19 protein-coding genes are annotated in these 22,738 nt (G+C 58.1%); 9 read left to right on the top strand and 10 right to left on the bottom strand.

The annotated features are described in order from the left end of the window. Positions 1 to 96 precede the first annotated feature (96 nt). From D0544_RS07375 to D0544_RS07355, 5 genes are read right to left on the bottom strand one after another with little or no spacing between them, the layout of a single operon-like run. Positions 97 to 1,686: an ABC transporter ATP-binding protein gene (locus D0544_RS07375; protein ID WP_125015329.1), complete on the bottom strand. Its 1,590-nt coding sequence runs from the start codon at positions 1,684 to 1,686 to the stop codon at positions 97 to 99. Then, on the bottom strand, positions 1,683 to 2,708 hold the full coding sequence (locus D0544_RS07370) for an ABC transporter permease (protein ID WP_125015897.1): 1,026 nt from the start codon (positions 2,706 to 2,708) through the stop codon (positions 1,683 to 1,685). The genes D0544_RS07375 and D0544_RS07370 overlap by 4 nt, the downstream gene beginning before the upstream one ends. An 8-nt stretch (positions 2,709 to 2,716) precedes the next feature. Next, positions 2,717 to 3,793 carry a microcin C ABC transporter permease YejB gene (locus tag D0544_RS07365; protein ID WP_125015328.1) on the bottom strand — a complete coding sequence of 359 codons (1,077 nt, stop codon included), beginning with the start codon at positions 3,791 to 3,793 and terminating at the stop codon, positions 2,717 to 2,719. Positions 3,794 to 3,801: 8 nt separating this feature from the next. Continuing rightward, complete coding sequence (locus D0544_RS07360; RefSeq protein WP_125015327.1) at positions 3,802 to 5,673, bottom strand: extracellular solute-binding protein; 1,872 nt, start codon at positions 5,671 to 5,673, stop codon at positions 3,802 to 3,804. A 27-nt stretch (positions 5,674 to 5,700) separates the two neighbouring features. Next, positions 5,701 to 7,542, bottom strand: coding sequence for an extracellular solute-binding protein (locus D0544_RS07355; protein ID WP_207905788.1), 1,842 nt, complete (start codon positions 7,540 to 7,542; stop codon positions 5,701 to 5,703). A 178-nt stretch (positions 7,543 to 7,720) separates the two neighbouring features. Between D0544_RS07355 and D0544_RS07350 the strand changes: the two genes are divergently transcribed. After that, positions 7,721 to 9,139: an HDOD domain-containing protein gene (locus tag D0544_RS07350; RefSeq protein ID WP_125015326.1), complete on the top strand. Its 1,419-nt coding sequence runs from the start codon at positions 7,721 to 7,723 to the stop codon at positions 9,137 to 9,139. Positions 9,140 to 9,197: 58 nt separating this feature from the next. On the opposite strand, the gene D0544_RS07345 is transcribed toward D0544_RS07350, so the two are convergent. Both D0544_RS07345 and gloB read right to left on the bottom strand, forming a co-directional pair. Further along, on the bottom strand, positions 9,198 to 10,853 hold the full coding sequence (locus D0544_RS07345; protein WP_125015325.1) for a lytic transglycosylase: 1,656 nt from the start codon (positions 10,851 to 10,853) through the stop codon (positions 9,198 to 9,200). A gap of 66 nt (positions 10,854 to 10,919) precedes the next feature. After that, complete coding sequence (gene gloB / locus D0544_RS07340; RefSeq protein ID WP_207905787.1) at positions 10,920 to 11,696, bottom strand: hydroxyacylglutathione hydrolase; 777 nt, start codon at positions 11,694 to 11,696, stop codon at positions 10,920 to 10,922. A gap of 93 nt (positions 11,697 to 11,789) precedes the next feature. On the opposite strand from gloB, the gene D0544_RS07335 reads away from it, so the two are divergent. The 5 genes from D0544_RS07335 to acuI all read left to right on the top strand — a co-directional run bounded on the left by D0544_RS07335 (position 11,790) and on the right by acuI (position 15,998). Beyond that, positions 11,790 to 12,566 (top strand): methyltransferase domain-containing protein, encoded by a 777-nt coding sequence (locus D0544_RS07335; protein WP_125015324.1) that lies wholly within the window; start codon positions 11,790 to 11,792, stop codon positions 12,564 to 12,566. Continuing rightward, positions 12,567 to 13,013, top strand: a complete 447-nt coding sequence (gene rnhA / locus D0544_RS07330) for a ribonuclease HI (protein ID WP_125015323.1) — start codon at positions 12,567 to 12,569, stop codon at positions 13,011 to 13,013. It abuts the gene before it with no gap. A gap of 2 nt (positions 13,014 to 13,015) precedes the next feature. After that, entirely contained in the window at positions 13,016 to 13,720 is a 705-nt protein-coding gene (gene dnaQ / locus D0544_RS07325) for a DNA polymerase III subunit epsilon (RefSeq protein WP_125015322.1), read from the top strand. A gap of 587 nt (positions 13,721 to 14,307) precedes the next feature. Then, positions 14,308 to 14,994 (top strand): acrylate utilization transcriptional regulator AcuR, encoded by a 687-nt coding sequence (acuR, locus tag D0544_RS07320; protein WP_243647261.1) that lies wholly within the window; start codon positions 14,308 to 14,310, stop codon positions 14,992 to 14,994. 20 nt (positions 14,995 to 15,014) lie between these two features. Then, a complete protein-coding gene (acuI, locus tag D0544_RS07315) occupies positions 15,015 to 15,998 on the top strand; it encodes an acrylyl-CoA reductase (NADPH) (protein ID WP_125015321.1) in 984 nt (327 codons plus the stop codon). 113 nt (positions 15,999 to 16,111) lie between these two features. Here the strand turns inward: acuI and nhaB are convergent, their stop codons facing one another. Beyond that, positions 16,112 to 17,617, bottom strand: coding sequence for a sodium/proton antiporter NhaB (nhaB, locus tag D0544_RS07310; RefSeq protein ID WP_125015320.1), 1,506 nt, complete (start codon positions 17,615 to 17,617; stop codon positions 16,112 to 16,114). A gap of 332 nt (positions 17,618 to 17,949) precedes the next feature. Between nhaB and D0544_RS07305 the strand changes: the two genes are divergently transcribed. Continuing rightward, positions 17,950 to 18,762 (top strand): crotonase/enoyl-CoA hydratase family protein, encoded by an 813-nt coding sequence (locus D0544_RS07305; RefSeq protein ID WP_125015319.1) that lies wholly within the window; start codon positions 17,950 to 17,952, stop codon positions 18,760 to 18,762. A gap of 57 nt (positions 18,763 to 18,819) precedes the next feature. Next, positions 18,820 to 20,472, top strand: a complete 1,653-nt coding sequence (locus tag D0544_RS07300; protein ID WP_125015318.1) for a FimL-related protein — start codon at positions 18,820 to 18,822, stop codon at positions 20,470 to 20,472. On the opposite strand, the gene D0544_RS07295 is transcribed toward D0544_RS07300, so the two are convergent. Next, a complete protein-coding gene (locus D0544_RS07295; protein WP_125015317.1) occupies positions 20,473 to 21,255 on the bottom strand; it encodes a TSUP family transporter in 783 nt (260 codons plus the stop codon). It abuts the gene before it with no gap. Positions 21,256 to 21,358: 103 nt separating this feature from the next. Here D0544_RS07295 and D0544_RS07290 point away from each other — a divergent pair, with 103 nt between their 5' ends. Then, complete coding sequence (locus D0544_RS07290) at positions 21,359 to 22,006, top strand: hypothetical protein (RefSeq protein WP_125015316.1); 648 nt, start codon at positions 21,359 to 21,361, stop codon at positions 22,004 to 22,006. A 91-nt stretch (positions 22,007 to 22,097) separates the two neighbouring features. Here D0544_RS07290 and D0544_RS07285 read toward each other — a convergent pair whose 3' ends face one another. After that, positions 22,098 to 22,415 (bottom strand): SCP2 sterol-binding domain-containing protein, encoded by a 318-nt coding sequence (locus tag D0544_RS07285; protein ID WP_125015315.1) that lies wholly within the window; start codon positions 22,413 to 22,415, stop codon positions 22,098 to 22,100. Positions 22,416 to 22,738: the final 323 nt, after the last annotated feature.

Below are 22,738 nucleotides of genomic sequence, written 5' to 3'. Positions count from 1 at the left end.
CGAATGTTATAAACGAACCGTCTGAGTATAGAGAAAGGGCCTGTATAGTTCGATAGGGGGTTGTTTGTATTTGTGTAAGCGCCCCGCCAGGCGCTCCTAGACCAGGGCCGCAGCCAGAAGCTCCCGGGTATAGGGTTCGGTGGGGGCGTTGAAGAGCGCTTCGGCGCTTCCCTGTTCGACCATCTTGCCGTTCTGCATTACCAGTACCCGATGGCTGATCGATTTCACCACCGCCAGGTCGTGGCTTATAAAGATATAGGCGATGCCGTACTTTTGCTGAAGGTTTTTCAGCAGCTCAAGCACCTGGATCTGCACGGTGCGATCCAGTGCCGAGGTGGGTTCATCAAGGATGATCAGCCGTGGCCTGAGCACCAGTGCGCGGGCGATAGCAACCCGCTGGCGTTGGCCACCGGAAAACTCGTGGGGGTAGCGGTGGGCTGCATTCGGGTCGAGCCCTACCTCGCGCAGTGATTCATCCACCCGCTGTTTCTGTTCGTCCGCGGAGATGCCGTGGATGCTCAACCCCTCACTGATCACCTGGCCAATCGACATACGCGGGTTGAGGCTGCCAAAGGGGTCCTGGAAGACGATCTGGATCGCTTTTCTCAGCGGCCTAAAGGCCTTCTGGTTGAGGGGATGAATGGGTTGCTGGTCGAACAGGATCTCTCCACGGCTCTCGATCAGCTTAAGGATGGCAAAGCCCAGGGTCGACTTACCCGACCCGCTCTCGCCCACAATGCCCAGGGTTTCGCCGGCGGCAAGCTCGAAGGAGATGCCGTCGACGGCTTTCACGTAATCGCGGGTGCGTCGCAAAACCCCTTTGCGAATGGGGAACCACACCCGGAGGTCGTGGGCGCTCAGCAAGGGGGAGGGATCAGCGCCCAGCGGCTGGGGCTGGCCGGAGGGGATCGAGCCGATCAGCTGGCGGGTGTAGTCCTCTTTGGGAGCCTGGAAAATAGTTTCGGTATCCGCCTGCTCAATACAACGCCCCCGGTGCATCACGCAGACCCGGTCGGCTACCCGGCGTACGATCGGCAGGTCGTGGGTGATCAGCAGTATGGCCATACCCAGCTTGGCCTGTAGCTCCTGCAGGAGGTCGAGTATCTGTTTCTGTACCGTCACATCCAGTGCCGTAGTGGGCTCGTCGGCGATCAGCAGGTCGGGCTCGTTAGCCAGCGCCATAGCGATCATTACCCGTTGGCGTTGTCCGCCGGAGAGTTCGTGGGGATAAGCCTGAAGCCGTTTTTCCGGTTCGCGGATGCCAACCAGCTCCAACAGCTCGAGGGTACGGTTGCGAATGGAGGTCTTGTCGCCGCCGCGATGGAGGCTGATCACTTCGCCGATCTGGCGGGAGATGTTGTGCAGCGGATTGAGCGACGTCATCGGCTCCTGGAAAATAATGCTGATGCGGTCACCGCGTATCGCACGCAGGGTGGGCTCATCGGCCCCAACCAGTTCTTTACCCTCGAGCAAAATGCTGCCCCGAGGATGCTGGGCGGTCGGGTAGGGGAGCAGTTGCAGGATCGAGTGGGCCGTCACCGATTTTCCGGAGCCGCTTTCTCCCACCAGCGCCAGGGTTTCCCCCCGCTCGAGGGAGAAGCTGATCTCCTCTACGGCCGTCACCGACTCCTCTCCGCTACGGAAAGTGACGGCCAGTTTCTCTACCTGAAGAAGAGGGGTACTCATTGAATCTGCCTCCTGGGATCAAAGGCATCCCGAGCAGCCTCGCCGATAAAGACCAGCAGGGTAAGCATGAGCGAGAGGGTGATAAAAGCGGAGATGCCCAGCCAGGGGGCCCCGAGGTTGTTTTTACCCTGCGCGACCAGCTCCCCCAGCGAGGGTGAGCCCACAGGAAGGCCAAAGCCGAGAAAGTCTAGGGAGGTGAGGGTGGTGATAGCGGCCGTTAGTATGAACGGCATAAAGGTGATGGTGGCCACCATGGCGTTGGGCAGTATATGGCGGAATATGATGCCCGCGTTACCAAGCCCCAGGGCCCTGGCGGCGCGAACGTACTCAAAATTGCGGGCGCGGAAAAATTCCGCCCGCACCAGGTCAACCAGCTGCATCCAGCTAAAGAGCAGCATGATCCCCAGCAGCCACCAGAAGTTGGGGGTGACAAAGCTGGAAAGGATGATCAGCAAGTAGAGAACCGGGAGGCCCGAAAAAACCTCGATCAACCGTTGCCCGATGAGGTCGATCTTGCCACCGTAATAGCCCTGGATCGCTCCCACCGCAACCCCGATCACCGAGCTGGTGAGGGTAAGGGCCAGGGCAAAGAGGACCGAGATACGAAAGCCGTAGATCACCCGCGCCAGCACATCCCGCGCCTGGTCATCGCTTCCCAGCCAGTTATCGGTACTGGGGGGGGAGGGGGCCGGCGTTGGCAGGTTGTAGATGATGGTGTCATAGCTGTAGGGAATCGGCGGCCACAGCATCCACCCCTGTTCATTGATCAAGCCGGCAACGTACTCGTCACGGTAGTCCGCCTCGGTCTCGAATTCGCCCCCAAAGCGGGTTTCAGGGTAGGCTTTGAGCACGGGGAAGAACCACTCGTTGTTGTACTGGACCAGCAGGGGCTTGTCGTTGGCGATGAACTCGGCGCCCAGTGTGATAAAAAACAGCAGACCAAACACCCAAAGCGAGTAATACCCGCGTTTGTTGGCGACAAATATTTGCCAGCGACGGTGGTTGATGGGGCTAAGTCGCACTCTCACGATTAACCCTCCCGGCTGTCGAAGTCGATCCGCGGATCAACCAGGGTGTAGGTAATGTCCCCCACCAACTTGAGCAGCAGACCGATCAGGGTGAAGATGAAGAGGGTGCCAAACACCACCGGATAGTCGCGGTTGAGTGCGGATTCGAAGCCGAGCAGGCCGAGTCCGTCCAGCGAGAAGATGACCTCGATGAGCAGTGAGCTGGTAAAAAAGATCCCCACCAGGGCGGCCGGCAGACCGGCAATGATCAGCAGCATGGCGTTGCGGAATACGTGGCCGTAGAGCACCTGACGCTCGGCCAGCCCTTTGGCACGGGCGGTGAGTACATATTGCTTGTGAATCTCGTCCAGGAAGGAGTTTTTCGTCAACATGGTGAGGGTGGCGAAACCGCCGATCACCATGGCTGTGACCGGCAGTACCATGTGCCAGAGGTAGTCTAGCAGCTTCTCCAGGGTGCCCATCTGGTCAAAATCCGGCGAGGTGAGCCCTCGTAGGGGGAACCAGTCAAGATAACTGCCCCCGGCGAAATAGACGATCAGGAGTATGGCAAAGAGAAAGCCCGGAATCGCATAACCGATGATGATCAGGGTGCTGGTTGCCACATCGAAGGGGGTGCCATGGCGCACCGCCTTTTTGATCCCCAGTGGAATCGAGATCAGGTAAACCAGCAAGGTAGTCCACAACCCCAGCGAGATGGAGACGGGCAGCTTTTCGACGATCAGGCCGATGACCGATTCGTCCCGGTAGAAGCTGTCGCCGAAGTCGAACACCAGATAACTCTTGAGCATCAGCCAGAAGCGTTCGTGGGCCGGTTTATCGAACCCGTACAGCTTTTTGATATCCTCAACCAGCTGTGGGTCCAGCCCCTGGGCGCCCCGGTACCCCCCCTCCGAGCTGCTACTGACCTCGCTGCCACCGCCCATGCGGGTGGCGATGCCGGTTTCCATCCCCTGCAGCTTGGCCAGCATCTGTTCGACTGGGCCGCCGGGGGCCGCCTGGATGATAACGAAGTTGATCAGCATGATCCCAAACAGGGTTGGGATGATCAGCAGCAGACGTCGAATAATGTAGGCGAGCATCGGTGTGCTTAGTTCGTTGAGTTGGTTTGTGGGTTATTGATACGAGCCGCCTTGCTGGCGTCGTACCACCATGTGTCTAGGGACACGCCGTACTCCGGCAGTTGCTGCGGACGACCGAACTTGTTCCAGTAGATGATACGGTCGCTGGTGATGTGCCAGTTGGGAATCACATAAAAATTCCACAGCAGGACCCGGTCCAGTGCGCGGGTTGCCGTGATCAGCTCCTCGCGACTGCCGGCGGCGATCAGGGTGTCGATCAGCCCATCAATGACCGGGTTCTGGATGCCGATCTGGTTGCGGCTACCCTGGTGGTCGGCCTGGCTGGAGTGCCAGAAATCGCGCTGCTCATTACCGGGGGAGCTGGACTGCCCAAAGCCGCCTACGATCATATCAAAATCGAAGCTGCGTACCCGCTGGATGTATTGCTGGGTGTCCACCATCCGCACTTCCATGGTGATTCCTAGCCGCTCCAGATTCTTCTTGAAGGGTAAAACGACCCGCTCGAAAGCCTGGCTGGTCAGCAACATCTCAAAGGTGAAGGTTTTTCCTGTTGCCGAGTGGGTCAACTGTTTGTTCCTGATCTCCCAACCTGCCTCCTTGAGCAGGCGCATGGCGATACCCAGGTTACGCCGGATGTTGCCATCGCCGGCAGTTTTTGGTGGGTGGTAGGCTTCGCTGAAAACCCTTTCAGGCAGCTGGTCGCGGTAGGGGTTGAGCAGTTCAAGCTCCTCTTCCGAAGGCAGTCCACGGGCGGCCAGCTCTGAGTTTGAAAAATAGCTTTCAGTTCGGGTGTAGGCGCTGTAGAAGAGGTTCCTGTTGGTCCACTCGAAATCAAAGGCGTAGGCCAGAGCCTCGCGAACACGGGGGTCGCTGAACAGCTCCCGGCGTGTGTTGTATACGAACCCCTGCATGCCGGTAGGGTTGCTGTTGGGTAGCGCCTCCTTGACCATTAGCTGCTGCTCGAAGGGTTTCCCTTCGTAAAGCGTGGCCCAGTTGCGCGCACTGTTCTCCTCCCGGTAGTCGTACTCTCCGGCCCGCAGAGCCTCTATGGCGACGGTGTCATCACGGTAATAGTCGAAGCGAATCTCATCGAAATTGTAATGGCCGCGGTTGATAGGAAGGTCTGCGCCCCAATAATCCTTTACCCGCTCGTAGCTAATGGAACGCCCGGCATCGACGCTTTTAATGCGGTAGGGGCCGCTTCCCAGTGGCGGCTCCAGTCCGGTGCTATTGAAATCGCGTTCTTGCCAGTAGTGCTTGGGCAGAATCGGCATCTGGCCAACGATCAGGACCAGTTCGCGATTGTCCCCCGCCTCGAAATCAAAACGTATGGTCCGCGTGTCGATCACCGACACCTGCTTCACATTTTTGTAATAGGTGCGGTAGAGCGGGTGTCCCTGGGTGGTGAGCAGCTCGAAGGTGTAGGAGACATCCTCAGCGGTGATCGGTTCACCGTCGTGAAAACGGGCCTTTGGGTTCAGGTGAAAGGTCACCCAGGAGCGATCATCCGGCCACTCGATGCGCTCGGCAATACGGCCATACTCGGTGAACGCCTCGTCATTGGAGCGGGAGGTCAGCGACTCATAGAGATAGCTGGATCCCAGGTAGCCGATACCGGCAGCTGATATCCCTTTGACGATAAAGGGGTTAAGGCTATCAAAGCCGCCACTGCTGATCACCGCAAGACGCAACAGCCCACCCTTAGGGGCCTCGGGATTGGCGTACTCAAAGTGGGTGAAGCCTTGCGCATATTTGGGCGAGCCGTGCATGGCGATGCCATGACTGTTGTGCACCTTGGGGAGTTCACTTGCGCTCAGCAGAAGAGCGTTGATCGATAGCACCGCACCCAGCAGCGCTTGAATGATGACAGTTAATCTCATTACAGCAGTATTCCTTAATAACGATGCTCAGGGTGTTACCCACCAGGTACTCAGGCTCAGGTCGTATGGGGGGGTAGACTGCGGAAACCCGAAGCGGTTCCAGTAGGCTACACGATGGCTGGCAATATACCAGTTGGGGACCATGTAATACTGCCATAAAAGGACTCGATCAAGTGCCCTGGTTGCCACGCCCAACTCTTCGAGGCTTGCGGCCGACAGAATGCGTTCGACCAGACTGTCGACCGCCGGATTGTCGATGCCGGCGTAGTTCTGGCTGCCCTGGATATTGGCGTTGGCGGAGTGAAAATATTGGCGTAGCTCATTGCCGGGAGTGAGGGATTGACCTAGCACGATGGTGGTCATCTCGAAGTCGAAGCTGTCCATCCGGTTCTTGTACTGGGCGCTGTCGATCAACCGGATCTCCATATCAATGCCGATCTTTTTCAGGCTCTGCTGGTAGGGCACCAAAACCCGGCCGAGGGATTGTTGGCGGATCAGGAACTCGAAGCGAAAGGGGTGGCCGGTCCGTTGGTGGACCAACTGCCCCTGTCTGAGACTCCAGCCCGCCTCCTTCAGCAGTGCCAGTGCCTGGCGCATCTGTACTCGCTGGTTACCGTCGCCTCGGGTAACCGGTAACTGGAAAGGCTGGTTGAAGAGGCGTGGGTCAAGGCTGTCCAGGCCCTCCAATAGTGCCCGCTCCTCGGGCGGTGGGAGTTCCCTGCTGGCCAGAATGCTGTTGGCAAAGTAGGAGTTGCTGCGCCGGTAGGCTCCGTAAAAGAGGCTCTGGTTGACCCACTCGAAGTCGAACATCAGGGTCAGTGCTTCGCGTACCCGTCGGTCAGAAAAGAGGGGCAGGCGGGTGTTGAAAACAAACCCCTGGGCGTTGGCGGGGTTGGCATCCGGGATCTCGCGTTTGATCACTTCACCGGGGTGCTTGTCGATAAAGTCGTATCCGGTGGCCCAGTTTTTAGAGATGTACTCGAGGTGGATGTCATATTGCCCCGCTTTGAACGCCTCAAAGGCCACCGTAAGGTCCCGGTAAAAGTCAAACCGTATCCGGTCGAAGTTGTTGCGCCCCCGGTTGATCGCCAGATCGCTTCCCCAATAGTCCTCGACCCGTTCGAAGGTGATTGAGCGTCCGGGGTCGACGGCACTGATGCGGTAGGGTCCGCTCCCCAGCGGGGGCTCCAGTGTGGTGGCAGCGAACGTTCGCTCGCGCCAGTAACGCTCGGAGAACACCGGCAGTTCACCCAGACTGATGGCCAGGCGGCGCCGGTTGTTTCCCTGCAGGTTAAATCGTATGCTGCGCTCGGCGATAACCTCTGCCGAGGTCACATTTCGGTAAAGGGCGCGGTAGCGGGGGTGGCCTTCGGCGATCAGGGTGTTGAAGGAAAAACCAACATCGGTCGCCAATATCAGGCTGCCGTCATGAAATCGCGCTTCGGGGCGCAGGTGGAAGCTGATCCAGCTGAAGTCGGCGGGGTACTCAATACGCTCTGCTATGAGCCCGTAGGCGGTGAGGGGTTCATCGCCGGAGCGGGTCATGCTGTCAGTGCCCGCCATCAGTGTTTCGTTGCTTTCGGATACTCCGTACAGGAAAAATCCCGGGGTGTTGACCGGGCTCAGCCCCTTCAGTGTATAAGGGTTAAGGGTGTCGAAGGTTCCAGTCGCCATAAAACGCACCGATCCCCCCTTGGGGGCATCCGGGTTGACGTAGTCGAGGTGGTGGAAATCCACCGGGTACTTGGGCTCTCCATAGAGGGATAGCCCGTGGCTTTGGATTGACTGCTCTGCAGACCCGATAGCGGGAAAAAGGCAGGCGATCAGCAGCAGGGGGCGCAGAAGTAGATAAGCTCTGTGCAGGTGCAAGGCGGGCGTTTTTCCATAGGGTAAGATCAAAGAATTACCGTAACAGGAAGCGGTAAAGCGATAAAGTATTTATAATCATTTCAGTTTGTTAGGGTTAGGAATGGCCTGACTTTCGTGTTCTGCACCAGACTGCGCATCCGGCGAGGCGCTGGTTTAGATTAAGGTGGATATCAGATTGATGGAAAAGGGAAAAGGGCGGAGCTACTGGTTGCAGCGGTTTGAAGAGCTGAAGATGCCCGCTATCTCCTCTGTATTGCATGAGTTTGAGGCGTTGACCGACCATCAGGATATGGCCACCATCCAACAGATGGCGGATGTCATCATGAAGGATGCCTCGCTGACCGCCAGTCTCCTCAAAGCCGCCAACACGGTCTATTACAACCCCAGTAAAACCCCCATTAATACCGTTAGCCGCGCCATCGTGTTGCTGGGGCTCAAGGCGGTCAAGATGCTCTGCGTCTCCGTCATGGTGATTGAGCAGCTGATGGGCGAAGATCCACCCGATCGCCTTTATTACTGCCTGGCACTCTCCTTCCATGCCGCAGTTCAGGCCAAAAATATTTCAGGTTATGTGGATCGTCGAAAGCAGGAGGAGGTGTTTATCGCCGCCTTGCTCTACAACCTGGGAGAGCTCTGCTTTTGGGCGCTGAAGGACCGTGTCAGCCTGCAGCTGTACAGCCAGCTTATTCACCAGCCCGAAGGGGCGGATGAGGTTGTTGCCGAGGAGTTGGGAGTCAGCTTCCGTGAGTTAACCGAGGGGCTGGCAAAAAACTGGGGTTTGAGCGAGCTGCTTAACCAGAGCTTTGCTCCCGCAGCCCGGCTGGGTGGCCTTGGGCGTTGCGTGGTATTGGGTAACGAGGTCAGTCGTGCCGCCATGGAGGGCTGGGATAACCCCAAAATTCCGAAACTGTTCGAGGAGATCGCTCGCCTCACCAAGGCGGAGCCTGAAGAGGTTGAGGCTTTGGTCCTCAAGAACGCCGAAGAGTCGATGCAAGTGGTGGGTAGCTTTGGGGTGGACAAGCTGGTTGAGCTGATTCCTGCTCCTGATACCCAGACGATCCGGGAGAAGCTACAGGATCGCTGTACGCCGTTGCTGAAGGCGGACCGGGAAACCTTGAAAGAGCAACTGGACCTGATCACCGCCATGCAGGAGGAATCGGTAGACCTGAACCGGTTGGCGGCCGCAGTTCTGACGGCCCTTCACGAGGGGGCAGGCGTCGAGCGGGTTGGTATCTTTCTGCAGCCGCGTGAGCAGCAGCCCCTGATGTTGCACTACAGTCGGGTAGCGGATCGGGCGGAGGATCTGCCGAAAAGCCTCAAGCGAACCGATGACCTCTTTGGTTACGTGATGCGCTATCGAGAAACCCTGTGGTTGGGTATTCCGGGCAGCGTTGGCTTGCGGGACCTGTACGACTCGGCACAGGCCAAGGCGGTGACGGGGGGGCAGCAGTGCTTTTGCGGAGCCCTTTTCACCTCTCGGCGGGTAATTGGTGTGGTCTATGCCGATAATCGGGTCAGCGGGGTTGGGCTGGAGCCGGTCCAGTTCCAGAGTCTGCAGGAGGTACTGCGGCGGGCCAATCGGGCGCTGGCTATCTAGCGCCCGACTCCCTTCTTTTTCTTAAGCGAGCGCGCTCATCCATGGGCGCTCTTCAGTCTTAGTTGACGCCTTTGGTGACATCCACGTAGAGGGTCAGCAGCTGTCCCGGCTGAAGGTACTTGGCATCCAGCGTGTTCCAGCGCTTGATCTGGCTGACACCCACGTTAAAGCGGTCGGCAATGCGGGAGAGAGAGTCGCCGCTGCGAACCCGATAGGAGACCTTGCGAATGACACCCGGTGCACGGTTTTGAGTCGCCACCGAGGGCGAGCCCCAGATCACCAACTTTTTGCCCACTTTCAAGGGGTCTCCCGGGGCCATATTGTTCCAGCGTGCCAGCTCGCGTACCGTTACCTTATGCTGGCGGGAGATGGTCCAGAAGCTGTCTCCTGAACGCACGGTGTAGGTGAGTTTCTGCTTGCCGCTGACGTTTCTCTGCTGGCGGCTGAGGGTGCGCTGATGGGCACTCAGGCTGTAGGTTGCCATATTAGCTGAAGGGCGGGGAATCAGCAGGGTTTGACCGGCCCGGATCATGGAGCCACGCAGCTGGTTGATCTCCTTAATCAGGGCAACGGAGGTGTTGTGGTTCTTGGCGATGCGAATCAGGGAGTCGCCATCGGCCACCTTGTAACGCTGCCATTGCACTCGGTGCTGGGGAGAAAGCTGCGCCAGCTGCTCGTCGAATGCGGCGGCCTTGTCGATGGGGATCAACAAGCGGTGGGGGCCGTCCGGGTCGGTGGCCCACTGGTTAAAAGCGGGGTTGAGTTGGTACAGATCGGTCATCTCCAGCTCAGCCATGCGCGCGGCCTGGGCGAGGTCAATCTGCCCCTCGATTTCAACGATTTCGAAGTGGGGCTGGTTGGGGATCTGGGGCAGCTTAACCTGGTAGCTGTCGGGCGCCTTGACCAGTTTGCTAAGGGCGATCAGCTTGGGAACGTAAGCCCGAGTCTCTCGGGGCAGGTTAAGGGACCAGAAGTCATCGGGCTTGCCGGCTGCACGGTTGCGGCGCAGGGCGCGGGCAACGGTTCCACCGCCGGAGTTATAGGCGGCCAGGGCCAGCTCCCAGTCACCGAAGCGCTGATGGAGCTGCTGCATGTAGTCGAGAGCGGCCTGGGTAGAGGCGATAACATCGCGACGTCCGTCGTACCACCAGTTTTGCTTGAGGCCAAAGTGGCGACCGGTGGAGGGAATAAACTGCCACATACCGGAGGCCCGCCCGTGGGAGTAGGCGAAGGGGTCGTAAGCGCTTTCGACGACGGGCAGCAGGGCAAGCTCGGTGGGCATACCACGCTTTTCAATCTCTTCGACGATATAGAACATGTAACGGCTGGCCCGATCGGAAACCCGGTCCAGATAAGCCTGGTGAGTCGAATACCAGCGGAGTTCAGCGTTGATGCGCGGGTTGTCCTGCTCCAGATCCAGCTGGAAACCCTCCCGTGTGCGTTGCCAGAGATCCGTAATCGGCGCTGGATCAACCGCCTGCTCGCTGCTGTTCTGGGTGCGGCTTATGATGGTGGCCCAGCGTTCTGAGGCGGGCTCCTCCTCCCGCAGGGAGGGGTGGGCTGACTCCCCACTGTCACCCGCGACCTCGGTGGCGAGGTCGCGGCTGGTATCGAGGGGGGTAGCCGTCGGCGATAGGGCGATGGGCTGGCAGGCGACCAGCAGGGAGGAGCTTAACGCGATCAGCAGCGGCAGCAAGAAGGGGCGGTTCGTCATAGGGCGAAGGGCGGCTCTTTTGTCGTTACGAAAGCGGGGAAGTGTATCACCAATGGTCGTGGGGCCCTAGAAACGATCCTTCCAGCTGCGAATCGCCGCAAAGATTGCACTTTCATCCTCGGTTGTTTCTGCCCCCTGGCGTTGAGCGGCTTCCACCACAGAGGGCTCGCGGGTACGCATAAAGGGGTTGCTGTTGAGCTCCTCCTGCAGGCTAGAGGGCAGGGTCGGGGTATTCTGCTCACGTAACTGCTGGCAGTGGGCCAGGCGCTGCTGCAGCTCCGGGTTGTCGGGTTCAACGGCCAGGGCAAAGGCCAGGTTTGAGAGGGTGTATTCATGGGCCGCACAGACCTGCGTCCGGGGAGGGAGTGCCGCCAGCTTCTGCAGCGAGTTCAGCATCTGTGTAGCCGTTCCCTCAAACAGGCGTCCACAGCCGCCCGCAAAGAGGGTGTCACCGCAAAACAGGATGGGTCGCTGTTGCTCGGTGTCGCTAAAGTAGCATAGGTGGTCGAGGGTATGGCCGGGGGTAGCCAATACGTCAAAGTGGCAGCCCAGTAGCTCAACGGATTCCCCCTCGTTGATGCGGCGAGTCAGGCCGTTAATGCGGGGGTTGTCCGGTCCCACCACCACCAGGTCCGGGTGTTCTGCGCTGAGGGTGGAGATTCCGCCGGTATGGTCGGGGTGGTGGTGGGTAATCAGCACGCCCTCGAGCGCAAGCCCTTCCCGCTTGAGGTGTTCCATGACCGGGGTGGCGTCTCCCGGATCCACGACCCAGGCGCGATCTCCCCTGCTCAGGCACCAGATGTAGTTGTCATTAAAGGCGGGCACGGGGGTGAGAGTCAGCATGTCAGGCTCCTTTGGGCGATCCGGTGGCTAGTCGTTCAGGTCACAGGGTTCGGGTGTTATGATACAGACTATCGTATTTGAGGTGCTCATAACATGGGGCTTTGGTTGGCTAAGCGGGAGCGGTCGGATTTTGATCAGCTACTGCCCTCGCTGCAACACTGGTTTGACAGTGATCAGGGCAGGGAGCTGCTTGAACAGCAGAAAGCGATGCTCGATGAGAGCCTGTCGTGCCTGTTTGGTTACCACTGTGCCCACATTGGGATCGCCGACGCCAGTCAGCTGCTCGCCAACTGCCGTATTGGTCATCGGTTTACCATCTGTACCACGGGCAGGGCCCGCTGCGGCACCCACCAGATACGTTGCCACTACGATGACTGGGCCGTTGCGGACCGGTCGCTGGATGCGGTGGTGATTCACCATGCGCTGGATTTTTGCAAGCGCCCCCAGAAATTGCTGCGTGAGGCAGCCCGCTGTGTGATCCCCGGAGGGAAGGTGATCATCATCGGGTTTAACCCCCTTAGTGGTATCAACCTGCTTAACCGTTGCTTTCCTAACCGTCGTTTACCCCTCTCTTCGGGGCGTTACCTGTCCAGTTATAGGGTGCAGGACTGGTTACAACTGTTGGGGTACTCGGTTGATGCGGTATCCTACGGCGCCTTTTTTCCGTTAACCGGAAATCCCGCCTGGCAGCGGGTCGAGCAGCGTGTGACCCAGCTGGGGAGCCGCTGGAAATTGCCCCTGGGTGGCTTTTATCTGGTGCAGGCAACCCGTGAAGAGCGGGTGCTGACAGCGATTCGGCCCCGCTGGCGGGTACCCCGCAAGCGGCTGGTGACCGGAGTGGTGGTAGAACAAAACAGCAGGAGAAACTAGTTGAGCGAGCAGGTGGTAGAGATCTATACGGATGGAGCCTGTAAGGGCAACCCTGGCCCCGGGGGCTGGGGGGCGGTGCTGCGTTACGGGGGGAAGCAAAAGTCCCTGTATGGCGGCGAACTCAATACGACCAATAACCGCATGGAGTTGATGGCCGCCATCAAGGCCCTTGAGGCGCTCAACCGTCCCTGCCAGGTTCGGCTGACCACCGATTCGGAGTACCTGCGCAAGGGGATTACCGAGTGGATGCAGAACTGGAAAAAACGCGGCTGGAAAACCGCCGCTCGGCAACCGGTCAAGAATGCAGATCTGTGGCGTTTGCTGGACGAGGCTGTGCAGCCTCATAGTATCCAGTGGCTGTGGGTCAAGGGGCATAGCGGGCACCCCGAAAACGAGTTGGCCGATGAGTTGGCCAATGCCGGGGTAGAACAGGTGTTGAGGGCTTAATCATGCGTCAGGTGGTACTGGATACAGAAACAACCGGCCTTGAGCCGAAGCAGGGGCATCGGATCATCGAGATCGGTTGCGTGGAGCTGGTGGGACGTAAGCACACTGGCCGCCACTACCATGTTTATATCAACCCCGAACGTGAGGTCGACCAGGGCGCGATTGCAGTACACGGGATCACCAATGAGTTTCTCGCCGACAAGCCTCGCTTTGCCGAGATCTGCAGCGACTTTATCGAGTTTATTCGTGGCGCAGAGCTGGTGATTCACAACGCCCCCTTCGATATCGGCTTTATAGATCACGAGTTCGGCATGCTGGATGCCAGCCTGCCTGCGGTGGGTTCGATCTGTGGGGTGGTGGATACCCTGGTGATGGCGCGTGGGCGTCACCCCGGCCAGAAGAACAACCTCGACGCCCTGTGCAAGCGCTACGGCGTCGACAACTCCTCGCGCGAACTCCATGGCGCGCTGCTGGACGCCGAGATCCTTGCCGACCTTTACCTGGTGATGACCGGCGGCCAGACCTCGCTCTCCCTGGGGGGAGGCGATCAGGAGTCGGCCGCCGAAGAGGCGGCCGTTATCCGTCGCCTGGCGTCGGGTCGTTTGCCTCTGCCGGTGATCCCGGCGTCGGTGGATGAGCTCAGCGCTCACGAAGCCAAGCTGGACGAGATTGCCGCCAAGGGGGAGTGCCTCTGGCGCGGGCTCTAGGCGCCGACCGAGCGCCGCTTCCGCATTGCCAACAAAATACCAGGGGCCCGTTTAAACGCGCCCCTTTATTGTCTGGGCGCCCGTTGGGTTTGGCAGCGGTGGACCATTAAAGGCTGAGGGTGCCAGCAATCGGCAGGTACAGGCTGCCCCGTTTCGCCGATCGACACGGGTTCCTGAAAGAGCCCAACCCTCACCACCGCCTCCTCCACCATACCTGCCATCCATCCAGATGGCATAGGCAATCCCCTGTTGGAGCCTGCATGCCGCTCGGCCAGGCAGATAGACGCTCGCAGCAATGGAGGCCGCCGTTGCCAGTGAGGGTAGGGTGGTGTTGCTAAAGCTGTTGCTGTCTATGAGCCTTCTCCCCCCCCCAAGCCACCCCCGGCAAGCCTCTCAGGATAAAAGTTAACCAGCCCATCCCCCCCCCCTCCTGGAGTCGTGCCAACCCGATCAGTTACTGGCGGTTTCAGGGTCGTCCCCGCAACCGCGAGGGCCTATAGCAAAGGGTGCGTTCAGTTTTTGACCGCCAGGTTTACCTCTGTGATCTTCACTTGTATTTAATAGACGACCGGTCTATATTTTAGGGCATGCCAACAGAACAGATTAAAATGTCAACGCAGGCTTCTGCTGAGCCCGCAAAAAAAAGACGGGGCAGACCACCAAAAGCTTCAAGGCCTGATATCGACACGCGCGCCTTGTTAATTCGAAGTGGCGTTGAAGTACTTACAGCCCAGGGCTTTAGTAGTGCCGGTCTCGATTTGATTCTGAAACGAGTGGGGATTCCAAAAGGTTCCTTTTATTACTTTTTCCCAAGCAAAGAGGCTTTTGGTCAGGAGGTGCTGCAAAGTTACCACCGGTTTTTCGTCCACAAGCTCGACAAGCACCTGTTAAATCAAGAATTGACGCCTTTGGCTCGTATTAGAGAATTTTGCACCGATGCCAATCAGGGCATGCAGCGACACGACTGGCAGCGCGGCTGTCTGGTAGGCAACCTGGGTCAGGAAGTGGAACTTCTCCCCGAAAGTTTTCGCCCCAAATTATTGGAGATTTTCGGTATCTGGCAACAAAAGATTGAAAACTGCCTGATCTTGTCCGTTCAGCAGGGCGAAATACCCAAGGATACCAATTGCTCGGCAATGGCCGAATTTTTCTGGATTGGCTGGGAAGGCGCAGTGATGCGTGCCCGCTTGCAGCAAAGCCCTCAGCCATTAACCCATTTTCTTCAACAGTTTCTGCATTGCCTTAATCAACCAATGGGAAACCGGACAACCTAATCAAGCGGAGGTAAATCGACATGTTCAAAGGGCTCATCATTAAGAAAGACGATCAGGGGTATCGATGCGAACTGGCCGATATAGACGAATCCGTATTGCCGGACGGTGATGTCAAAATCCGGGTTGAGTACAGCACACTAAATTACAAGGATGCTCTGGCTATTACCGGAAAGAGTCCGGTCGTGCGTCAGTTTCCGATGATCCCCGGTATTGATCTGGTGGGTACGGTAGAACAGTCCAATTCCCCAGACTTTAAGCCGGGTGACCGCGTATTGCTGAATGGCTGGGGTGTGGGTGAAGTCCACTGTGGTGGGCTGGCAGAAGTGGCGTCACTCAAAAGCCAGTGGCTTATTCGACTGCCTGAAGGTCTGAATGGCAAGCAGGCCATGGCTGTGGGGACGGCAGGCTACACGGCGATGCTCTGTATTAATGCGCTGGAACAAAATGGCCTGACACCAGAACAGGGGCCGGTATTGGTAACCGGTGCAAATGGCGGTGTTGGCAGTTTTGCCGTGACGCTCTTGTCTGCACTGGGGTATCAGGTGATTGCTTCCACTGGGCGGACTGAAGAGGCTGAATACCTTAAGTCACTGGGTGCCAGCGAGATAATCGACCGGGCCGAGCTGTCCGAGCCCGGGCGTCCACTTGGCAAAGAGCGATGGGCTGCAGCTATTGATTCGGTAGGCAGTCACACCCTGGTCAATGTCTGTGCCGGAACCAAATACGGTGGCTCAGTTGCGGCTTGCGGCCTTGCACAGGGCATGGATTTTCCGGCAACGGTGGCTCCATTCATATTAAGGGGCGTGTCCCTTCTGGGCATTGACAGTGTCATGCGACCCATCAAAGACCGGGAGCTGGCATGGGCGCGCCTGGCCGGGTTACTGGATCTGTCGAGACTGGAAAAAATTTCTCGCGAAATCAGCCTCGAAGAGAGCGTCAAGGTAGCCGAAGAGCTGCTGGCCGGTAAAGTCCGTGGCCGTGTTGTGGTTGCTGTCGCTTCGTAGCTATAGGGGCTGGGATGTTACCAGTGCTGTTTCCGCTTTACAGTTTAGCCGATCTATCACCCCATAAAAAAGCGAGCCATGGGGCTCGCTTTTTTATGGCTAAACGCTTTCTTTTAGATCAAAAAACGCACTGCCAACAGGCCGACGCTGCCCATTACCAGGGTGTAGGGTAAGGCCATAACCACCATGCGTCCGTAGGAGAGACGGATCAGTGGGGCCAGCGCCGAGGTCAGCAGGAACAGGAAGGCGGCCTGGCCGTTGGGGGTTGCCACACTGGGCAGGTTGGTGCCGGTATTGATGGCAATCGCCAGCGTGTCGAATTGCTCGCGGCTGATGGCGCCGCTATCGAACGCGGCTTTTACCTCGTTGATGTAGACGGTGGCGACAAACACGTTATCGCTGATCATCGATAACACGCCGTTGGCAAGGAAGAACATACTGGGCTGTATCTCGGTATCCATGGCCAGCACGGCGTTGATGATCGGGGAAAAGAGGTGCTGGTCGTGGATCACCGCGACCACCCCGAAGAACACAACCAACAGGGAGGTGAAGGGGAGCGCCTCCTGAAATGCCTTGCCGATCTGGTGCTCGTCAATGACACCGTTGAAGGAGGTGATCAGTACGATCACCAGCAGACCGATCAGGCCTACCTCCGCCAGGTGAAAGGCCAGCCCGAACACCAGGATGAGACCCACCAGAGCCTGCACCAGCAGAGCAGCCTGATCCTTGGCGGTGCGTTTTTTTGATTCGATCTCATTGAACTCCTCCAGCACCGAGCGGACCTTTTCCGGTAGCGTGGCGCCGTAGCCGAACCAGCCGGTCAGCTCGAGCAGGATAACGGTCAGCAGGCCGCACACCAGGACCGGCATGGTGACCGGCGCCATACGCACAAAGAACTCGAGGAAGTTCCATCCCATCTTCTCCGCGATCAGCAGGTTCTGCGGCTCGCCCACCAAGGTGCAGACGCCCCCGAGTGCGGTACCCACAGCCGCGTGCATCAGCAGGCTGCGCAGGAAGGCTCGGAACTGCTCCAGGTCGCTACGGTGAAACTCCACTACCAGGTCGTCCTGCAGGTGGTTGTGGTCGGCTTGCTGAAGCTTTTTGCCGGATGCCACCTTGTGGTAGACCGAATAGAAGCCGACCCCGACGCTGATCACCACCGCGGTCACCGTCAGGGCATCGAGGAAAGCGGAGAGAACAGCGGCGACAATGGAGAACAGCAGCGACAACATCACTTTTGAGCGAACCCCAAGCAGGATCTTGGTGAAGGCAAACAGCAGCAGGTTCTGCATGAAGTAGATACCGGCTACCATGAACATCAACAGCAGGATCACTGGGAAGTTCTGAAACACTTCGTGCTTCAGGGATTCGGGGCTGGTGAGGCCTATCACAAGGGCCTCGGCCACCAGTAGCCCTCCGGGTTGTAGCGGGTAGCATTTAAGGGCCATCGCCAGGGTGAAGATGAACTCCAGCACCAGCACCCAGCCGGCCACTGTAGGTCCGGCTACATAAAGCAGGACCGGGTTCAGTAGTAGAAACGCAATGATGGTGTACTTGTACCAGCCTGAGGTGTTGCCCAGGAAGTTGCTTGCAAACGCACCCCGTAGTGATCCACTCATGCGGTGATATCCCCTTGAAAACCGAAGCTCAGAATCGCCATGGGCGTCCCTGCTGTTTTGTTATTTATGACGGGAGTAGGCCCCGCCCCAAAAAAAGGCGGACATTATACCCAGTCGGGAGAGAATTGTTATATCGAAGGTTGCAAAACAGCGGGTTAGGCTGCGCTATTTGGGAGGGGGGATAGCGAACCCCGCGCCACGCTGTTGTGTGCGGCGAAGCGTGACCGGGCTCCTGTTTTGAGGACAGCGTGTTGCACGAACTACTTAGCATTTTGCTTTAGGATTGATATAGTGAATCGATTACTTTGGTTGTTCCCTTATTGGAGTCTGTAATGTTGGAGTTGAAGACCGTAGCCGTGGTCCAGAAGGGCAAGGTAGCCCATATCGAAATGAATCGGGGCGACAAGGCTAATGCCATTAACCAGCAGATGTGGGAGGAGTTACAGGCCGCCTTTGACTGGGTGGCTTCAGAAGCCAGTGTTCGCGCTGTTGTGATCAGTGGTAGCGGTGCCCATTTCTGCTCCGGTATTGACCTGGGAATGCTGATGGAGATCGGTAGCCAGCTGGGTAAAGAGGTGGCTCGTAATGCACTCAAGCTCAAGCGGGTGGTGAAACACACCCAGCAGTTGATGAACTGCATCGATGAGTGCCCCAAGCCGGTGCTGGCCGCGATCCATGGTTGCTGTTATGGCGGCGGGATCGACCTGGTCTCTGCCTGTGATATACGTTACTGCGTAAGTGACAGCCGCTTTTCCATCAAGGAGGTGGATATGGGGCTGGCGGCCGACTGGGGAACCCTTCAGCGTCTTCCCCATATTGTTAACGCAGGTATTGTACGTGAAATGGCCTACACCGGGCGGGTGGTTGAGGGGGAAGAGGCCCTGCGCATCGGTTTGGTGAACGAGTGTTTCAGCAGTCGCGAGCTGATGATGGAGAAAGTGATGGAGGTGGCCCAGTCGGTCGCCACCAAATCCCCCATTGCGGTTCAGGGAACCAAAGAGATGTTGCGTTACAGCCGAGATCACTCCATTGAGGATGGCCTTAATTACGTTGCAACCTGGAACGCTGCTATGTTGCAGGCGACCGATCTTAAGGTGGCGGTAATGGCGGGGATGAGCAAGTCCCAGCCAGAGTTTGAAGACTGATTACCCCAATGGCGCGGCCCCGGAGGGGCGCGATCCTAACCAAGAAGAGGGGGCCCAATGGCCGGTGCTAGTTCATTAAATCTGGTTCGGGAAGAGCTGGAGTCTACCATCCAGCAGGCTGAAAACAGCCTGGAGCAGTTTATCGAGGAGCGGGATCAGGGCGCGCACCTGCAGGCTTGTGTCGATTGCATCAAGCAAGTCCGTGGGACCTTAAGCCTGATCGAGATGAGTGCTGGCGAACTCCTGGCTGAAGAGATGTTTGAGTTGGCGACCGATATCCCCGAGGGGGCCGGTAACGACCGGGATGATGCGCTGGGCGTGTTGAGCAACTCCCTCTTTGTGCTGAGTCGCTACCTCGAGTACCTCCAACAGAGCCGGGAGGAGATTCCTGAGCTGTTGCTGCCCACAGTCAATGAACTCCGGCGGACACGCCGGGCACCGTTGTTGCCGGAAAGCTTTTTCTACTCCATTCGCGCACCTCTCCCCGAGGGGGGGGAGATCGGTGATCTGGTTGCCAGCGAGGAGACCGGCCGTCGTTTGCGCCTGATGTATCAGGTTGGCCTCCTGGGCCTGTTCAAGGAGGAGAATACCCAGTCCAGCCTCAAACTGATGGAGCGTGCGCTGCAGCGCCTTTACAGTCTGATGGAGCCGGGCAAGGGGGCTCGGCTTTTACAGGTGGCCTCTGCGGCGCTTGAAGTGATGGTGGATGCCGAAATGGGCACCTATACCGAGCGCAAGTTGCTGTTCGGCAAGGTCGACCGACTGATTCGGATGCTGGTTATGGGCGACACTGCGGCCAGCTTTGACAAGACCCTGGTCAAGGAACTGCTCTATCTGGTGGTGCTGGGTGACACCCAGGGTGAACTTGCCCGTGAGGTCAAGAAAGAGTTCAACCTGTTGCCGCTGCCCTTTAATGACCACACCCTGGCTGAGGAGCGTTCGATCATGGCGGGGCCCGGTAACGAGGTATTCCGCTCGTTGTCGGCGGCACTGAAGGAGGAGCTCTCCAGCCTCAAGGATATGCTTGACCTGGTGGAACGTGGCAGCAACGTCGACTTCGAGGAGATGTCGGCCCTGGTGGGCCGGCTGCCCAAGACGCTGGGTATGGTGGGACTGGTGTCGGCCTCCAAGGCGCTGCAAGCCAATCAGGAGGCGGTGGCCTCCTGGGGCGCCGCAGGTAAGGTGGAAGACCGCCAGCAGTTGATGGCGCTTGCCGACGCTATTTTGTACGTGGAGTCCATGGTGGCCAGCCTTGAGCAACCGCGAGCGGGCAAGGACCTGAAAGCGGTGGAGACCGATCAGGCCACTATTATGGCCAACAACCAGCTGTTTGAAGCCCGTATAGTGGTCATCGATGAGACCCAGGCCGGCCTGGCGATGTTGAAGCGGGCGATCACCGCCTTTACGGAATCGGATTGGGACCAGATGCATCTGGCCAATGTCGATGTCACCCTGGACGGGCTGCGCGGCGGTCTCTTCTTTATTGATGAAGAGCGCGCTTCCAATGCGGTGGCTGCCTGCCAGCGCTACCTGAAGGAGAAGGTGTTGGGTAAGCCCGGAGCCCCCTCCCAGGGTGATCTGGAAACCCTGGCCGATGCACTGACCGGTCTGGACTTTTACTTACAGGGCCTTAACGGCGGCAAGTATGAGGGGGATGATGTGCTGAAGCTGGCGGAGTCGGCGGTGAAGGAACTGGGTTTTCCTGTCTGATCACTGAAGCCAGTGCTGCCACACCAGGCGGCAGGCGATGGCCAGTACCACCAGGGTAAATACCGGTCGAATAAACCGGCCGCCAAAGCGGATAGCCGAGCGAGCCCCTACATAGGCGCCCACCATCAGCGCGAGTCCCAGGCTGACGCCGAGCAGCAGGTTGACGTGGCCGAGTAGGGCAAAAGTCACCAGGCTCACGGCATTGCTAATGAAGTTCATCACCCGTGCCAGCCCGGAGCTGAACAGCAGGTTCATGCGATAGAGTGAGAGGCTGCTCAGCGTCCAGAAGGAACCGGTTCCTGGTCCCGCCACACCATCATAAAAGCCGATCCCGAGCCCCTGAAGCCATTGGGTGGCTTTCCCGTGGGTTTGTGGCTCTGTGCCCTGGTTGTCGTCGGTGAGAGGTTTCACCAGCAGGGCGTAGATCGCGGTCAGTATGATGATCAGGGGCAACAGTTTGTTGAGCCAGTCGGCGCTCACCTGATCGGCTACGAGAGCTCCCGAAGCGGCCCCCAGGGCAGTTGCGCAGGCGGCGGCAATCCACAGTCGGGGGTTGAAAATACCGCGACGGTAAAAGGTGATGGAGGCGGTCAGTGAGCCGAAAGTGGCGCAGAGCTTGTTGGTACCCAGCGCGAGGTGAGGGGGGAGGCCGGCGGTCAGCAGGGCGGGGATGGTTAGCAGTCCGCCGCCACCAGCAATAGCGTCAATAAAGCCTGCGAGAAAGGCGATCAGCACAAGGAACAGGAGGAGTGACGGTGCCAGTCCGAATAGTGCTTCGATCATCTTGGTTGGGTCACAGGATCGCTGAAAAGCGCTGAGCATAACTGGCCAATTGGTTGATGACAACGCATAATCGAGCTAGCAAAACCAATAGGGATAGGTGTTCATGATCTATGGGGGAATCGCCGTCGGCGTCGGCCTGGTAGCTCTGCTGCTGTTATACGTCGCATTCAAATTGTTGGGGGGCAACTGGTTACTGGCCTGGCTGCGAGGCAGCGCCGGCTTGCTGGTGTTGGCTGCCGCCGGTGTGACCGCTTTACTCGGCTGGGATACCTACAGTTATACCCCGGTCTCCGGTACGGAAACCCTGGCGACCATCAGCTTTTCCCAGCAGGGGGAGCAGCAGTTTCGCGCGGTGGTCGCTGATCGAAAGGGAGCGGAAAGCCTGGTTGAACTGCAGGGGGAGCTCTGGCGCCTTGGGGTGCGCCGTGTAAGCTGGAGCCCTGTGCTGTCCCGGCTGGGGTTGAGTCCTGGTTACCGGCTGGCGGACATTACGGCACGTTACCTATCCATCGAGCAGGAGCAGCAGGCGGATCGCAAGGCGGAACCCTTGGCTGTCAGTCAGTATGGTGTCGATGGATGGCAGTTGATTCAGCTGGTGGGCACCTCTTCGCTGTTGCAGGCGGGGCTGGCGCAATCCGACTACCTCCCCATGGTCGATGGTGGGCTCTATCGTGTTGATATAGTGGCAGGCGAGGTGCGGGTTGAGGCGGTCAATGATTCTGCCCGGGCTGCGCTTGCCCAGTGGCGCTGAGCCATTTTGGGCGGGTCGGGTCTGGAGCGGTTGAGAGAATAAAGAGGGGACGAGTAGAGGGTAGGGGAGTGGCTCCCCTACCCGCCTGGGATCAGTTGACCGGGAACAGGTCGGCCAGCTTGGTCGCCAGCATGATGTTGCCCTCGGCACGTAGCTTGCCGCCCATAAAGGCCTGCATGCCATCGGTTTCGCCAGACATGATGCCAGCCAGGGTATCGGAGCTCATGATCAGGGTAACGGATGGAGCGTCGTGTGCTCCGTTGGCGATTTCACAGGTGCCATCTTTCACCGTCAGGTTGTAGGTTTCTCCGTCTTCGATATCAAACTGAAAGACGACGTCCAGTCCGGCGGCCGCGTCGGGGTTAAACTTGGCTTTCATTTGATCGATGATTTCAGCTACTGTTGGCATTCTTCTAATTCCTTAACGGTTAGGCCGACCGAAGGGCTTAATCTCTTTGGGTCGGCTGGGTTGGCGTTTATCAGATGAATTCTGCGCTCTCAATTATGGTTTGTTTCAATATGTAACAGAAGCAAACACCAGCAGGTTAGGGGGATTGGACTGCGCTGTCAACACAATAATCATACGCTTGTTTGAATTTTGTTTGGCGATGGCTCGTCCGGTTTTCAAGGCTTGAGACAGCTGAAGGTTATGGTTCGACAGGGTTTGTCAGGAGATGGCCGTTTCACATAAACTGCGCTATCCGTTACCCGCATCAACTCTGTTTGGAGATC

This window comes from Aestuariirhabdus litorea, assembly GCF_003864255.1.
GTDB lineage: Bacteria > Pseudomonadota > Gammaproteobacteria > Pseudomonadales > Aestuariirhabdaceae > Aestuariirhabdus > Aestuariirhabdus litorea.
Note: the sequence above shows the minus strand (reverse complement) of the source record. Positions and strands in the feature narration are given on the sequence as shown.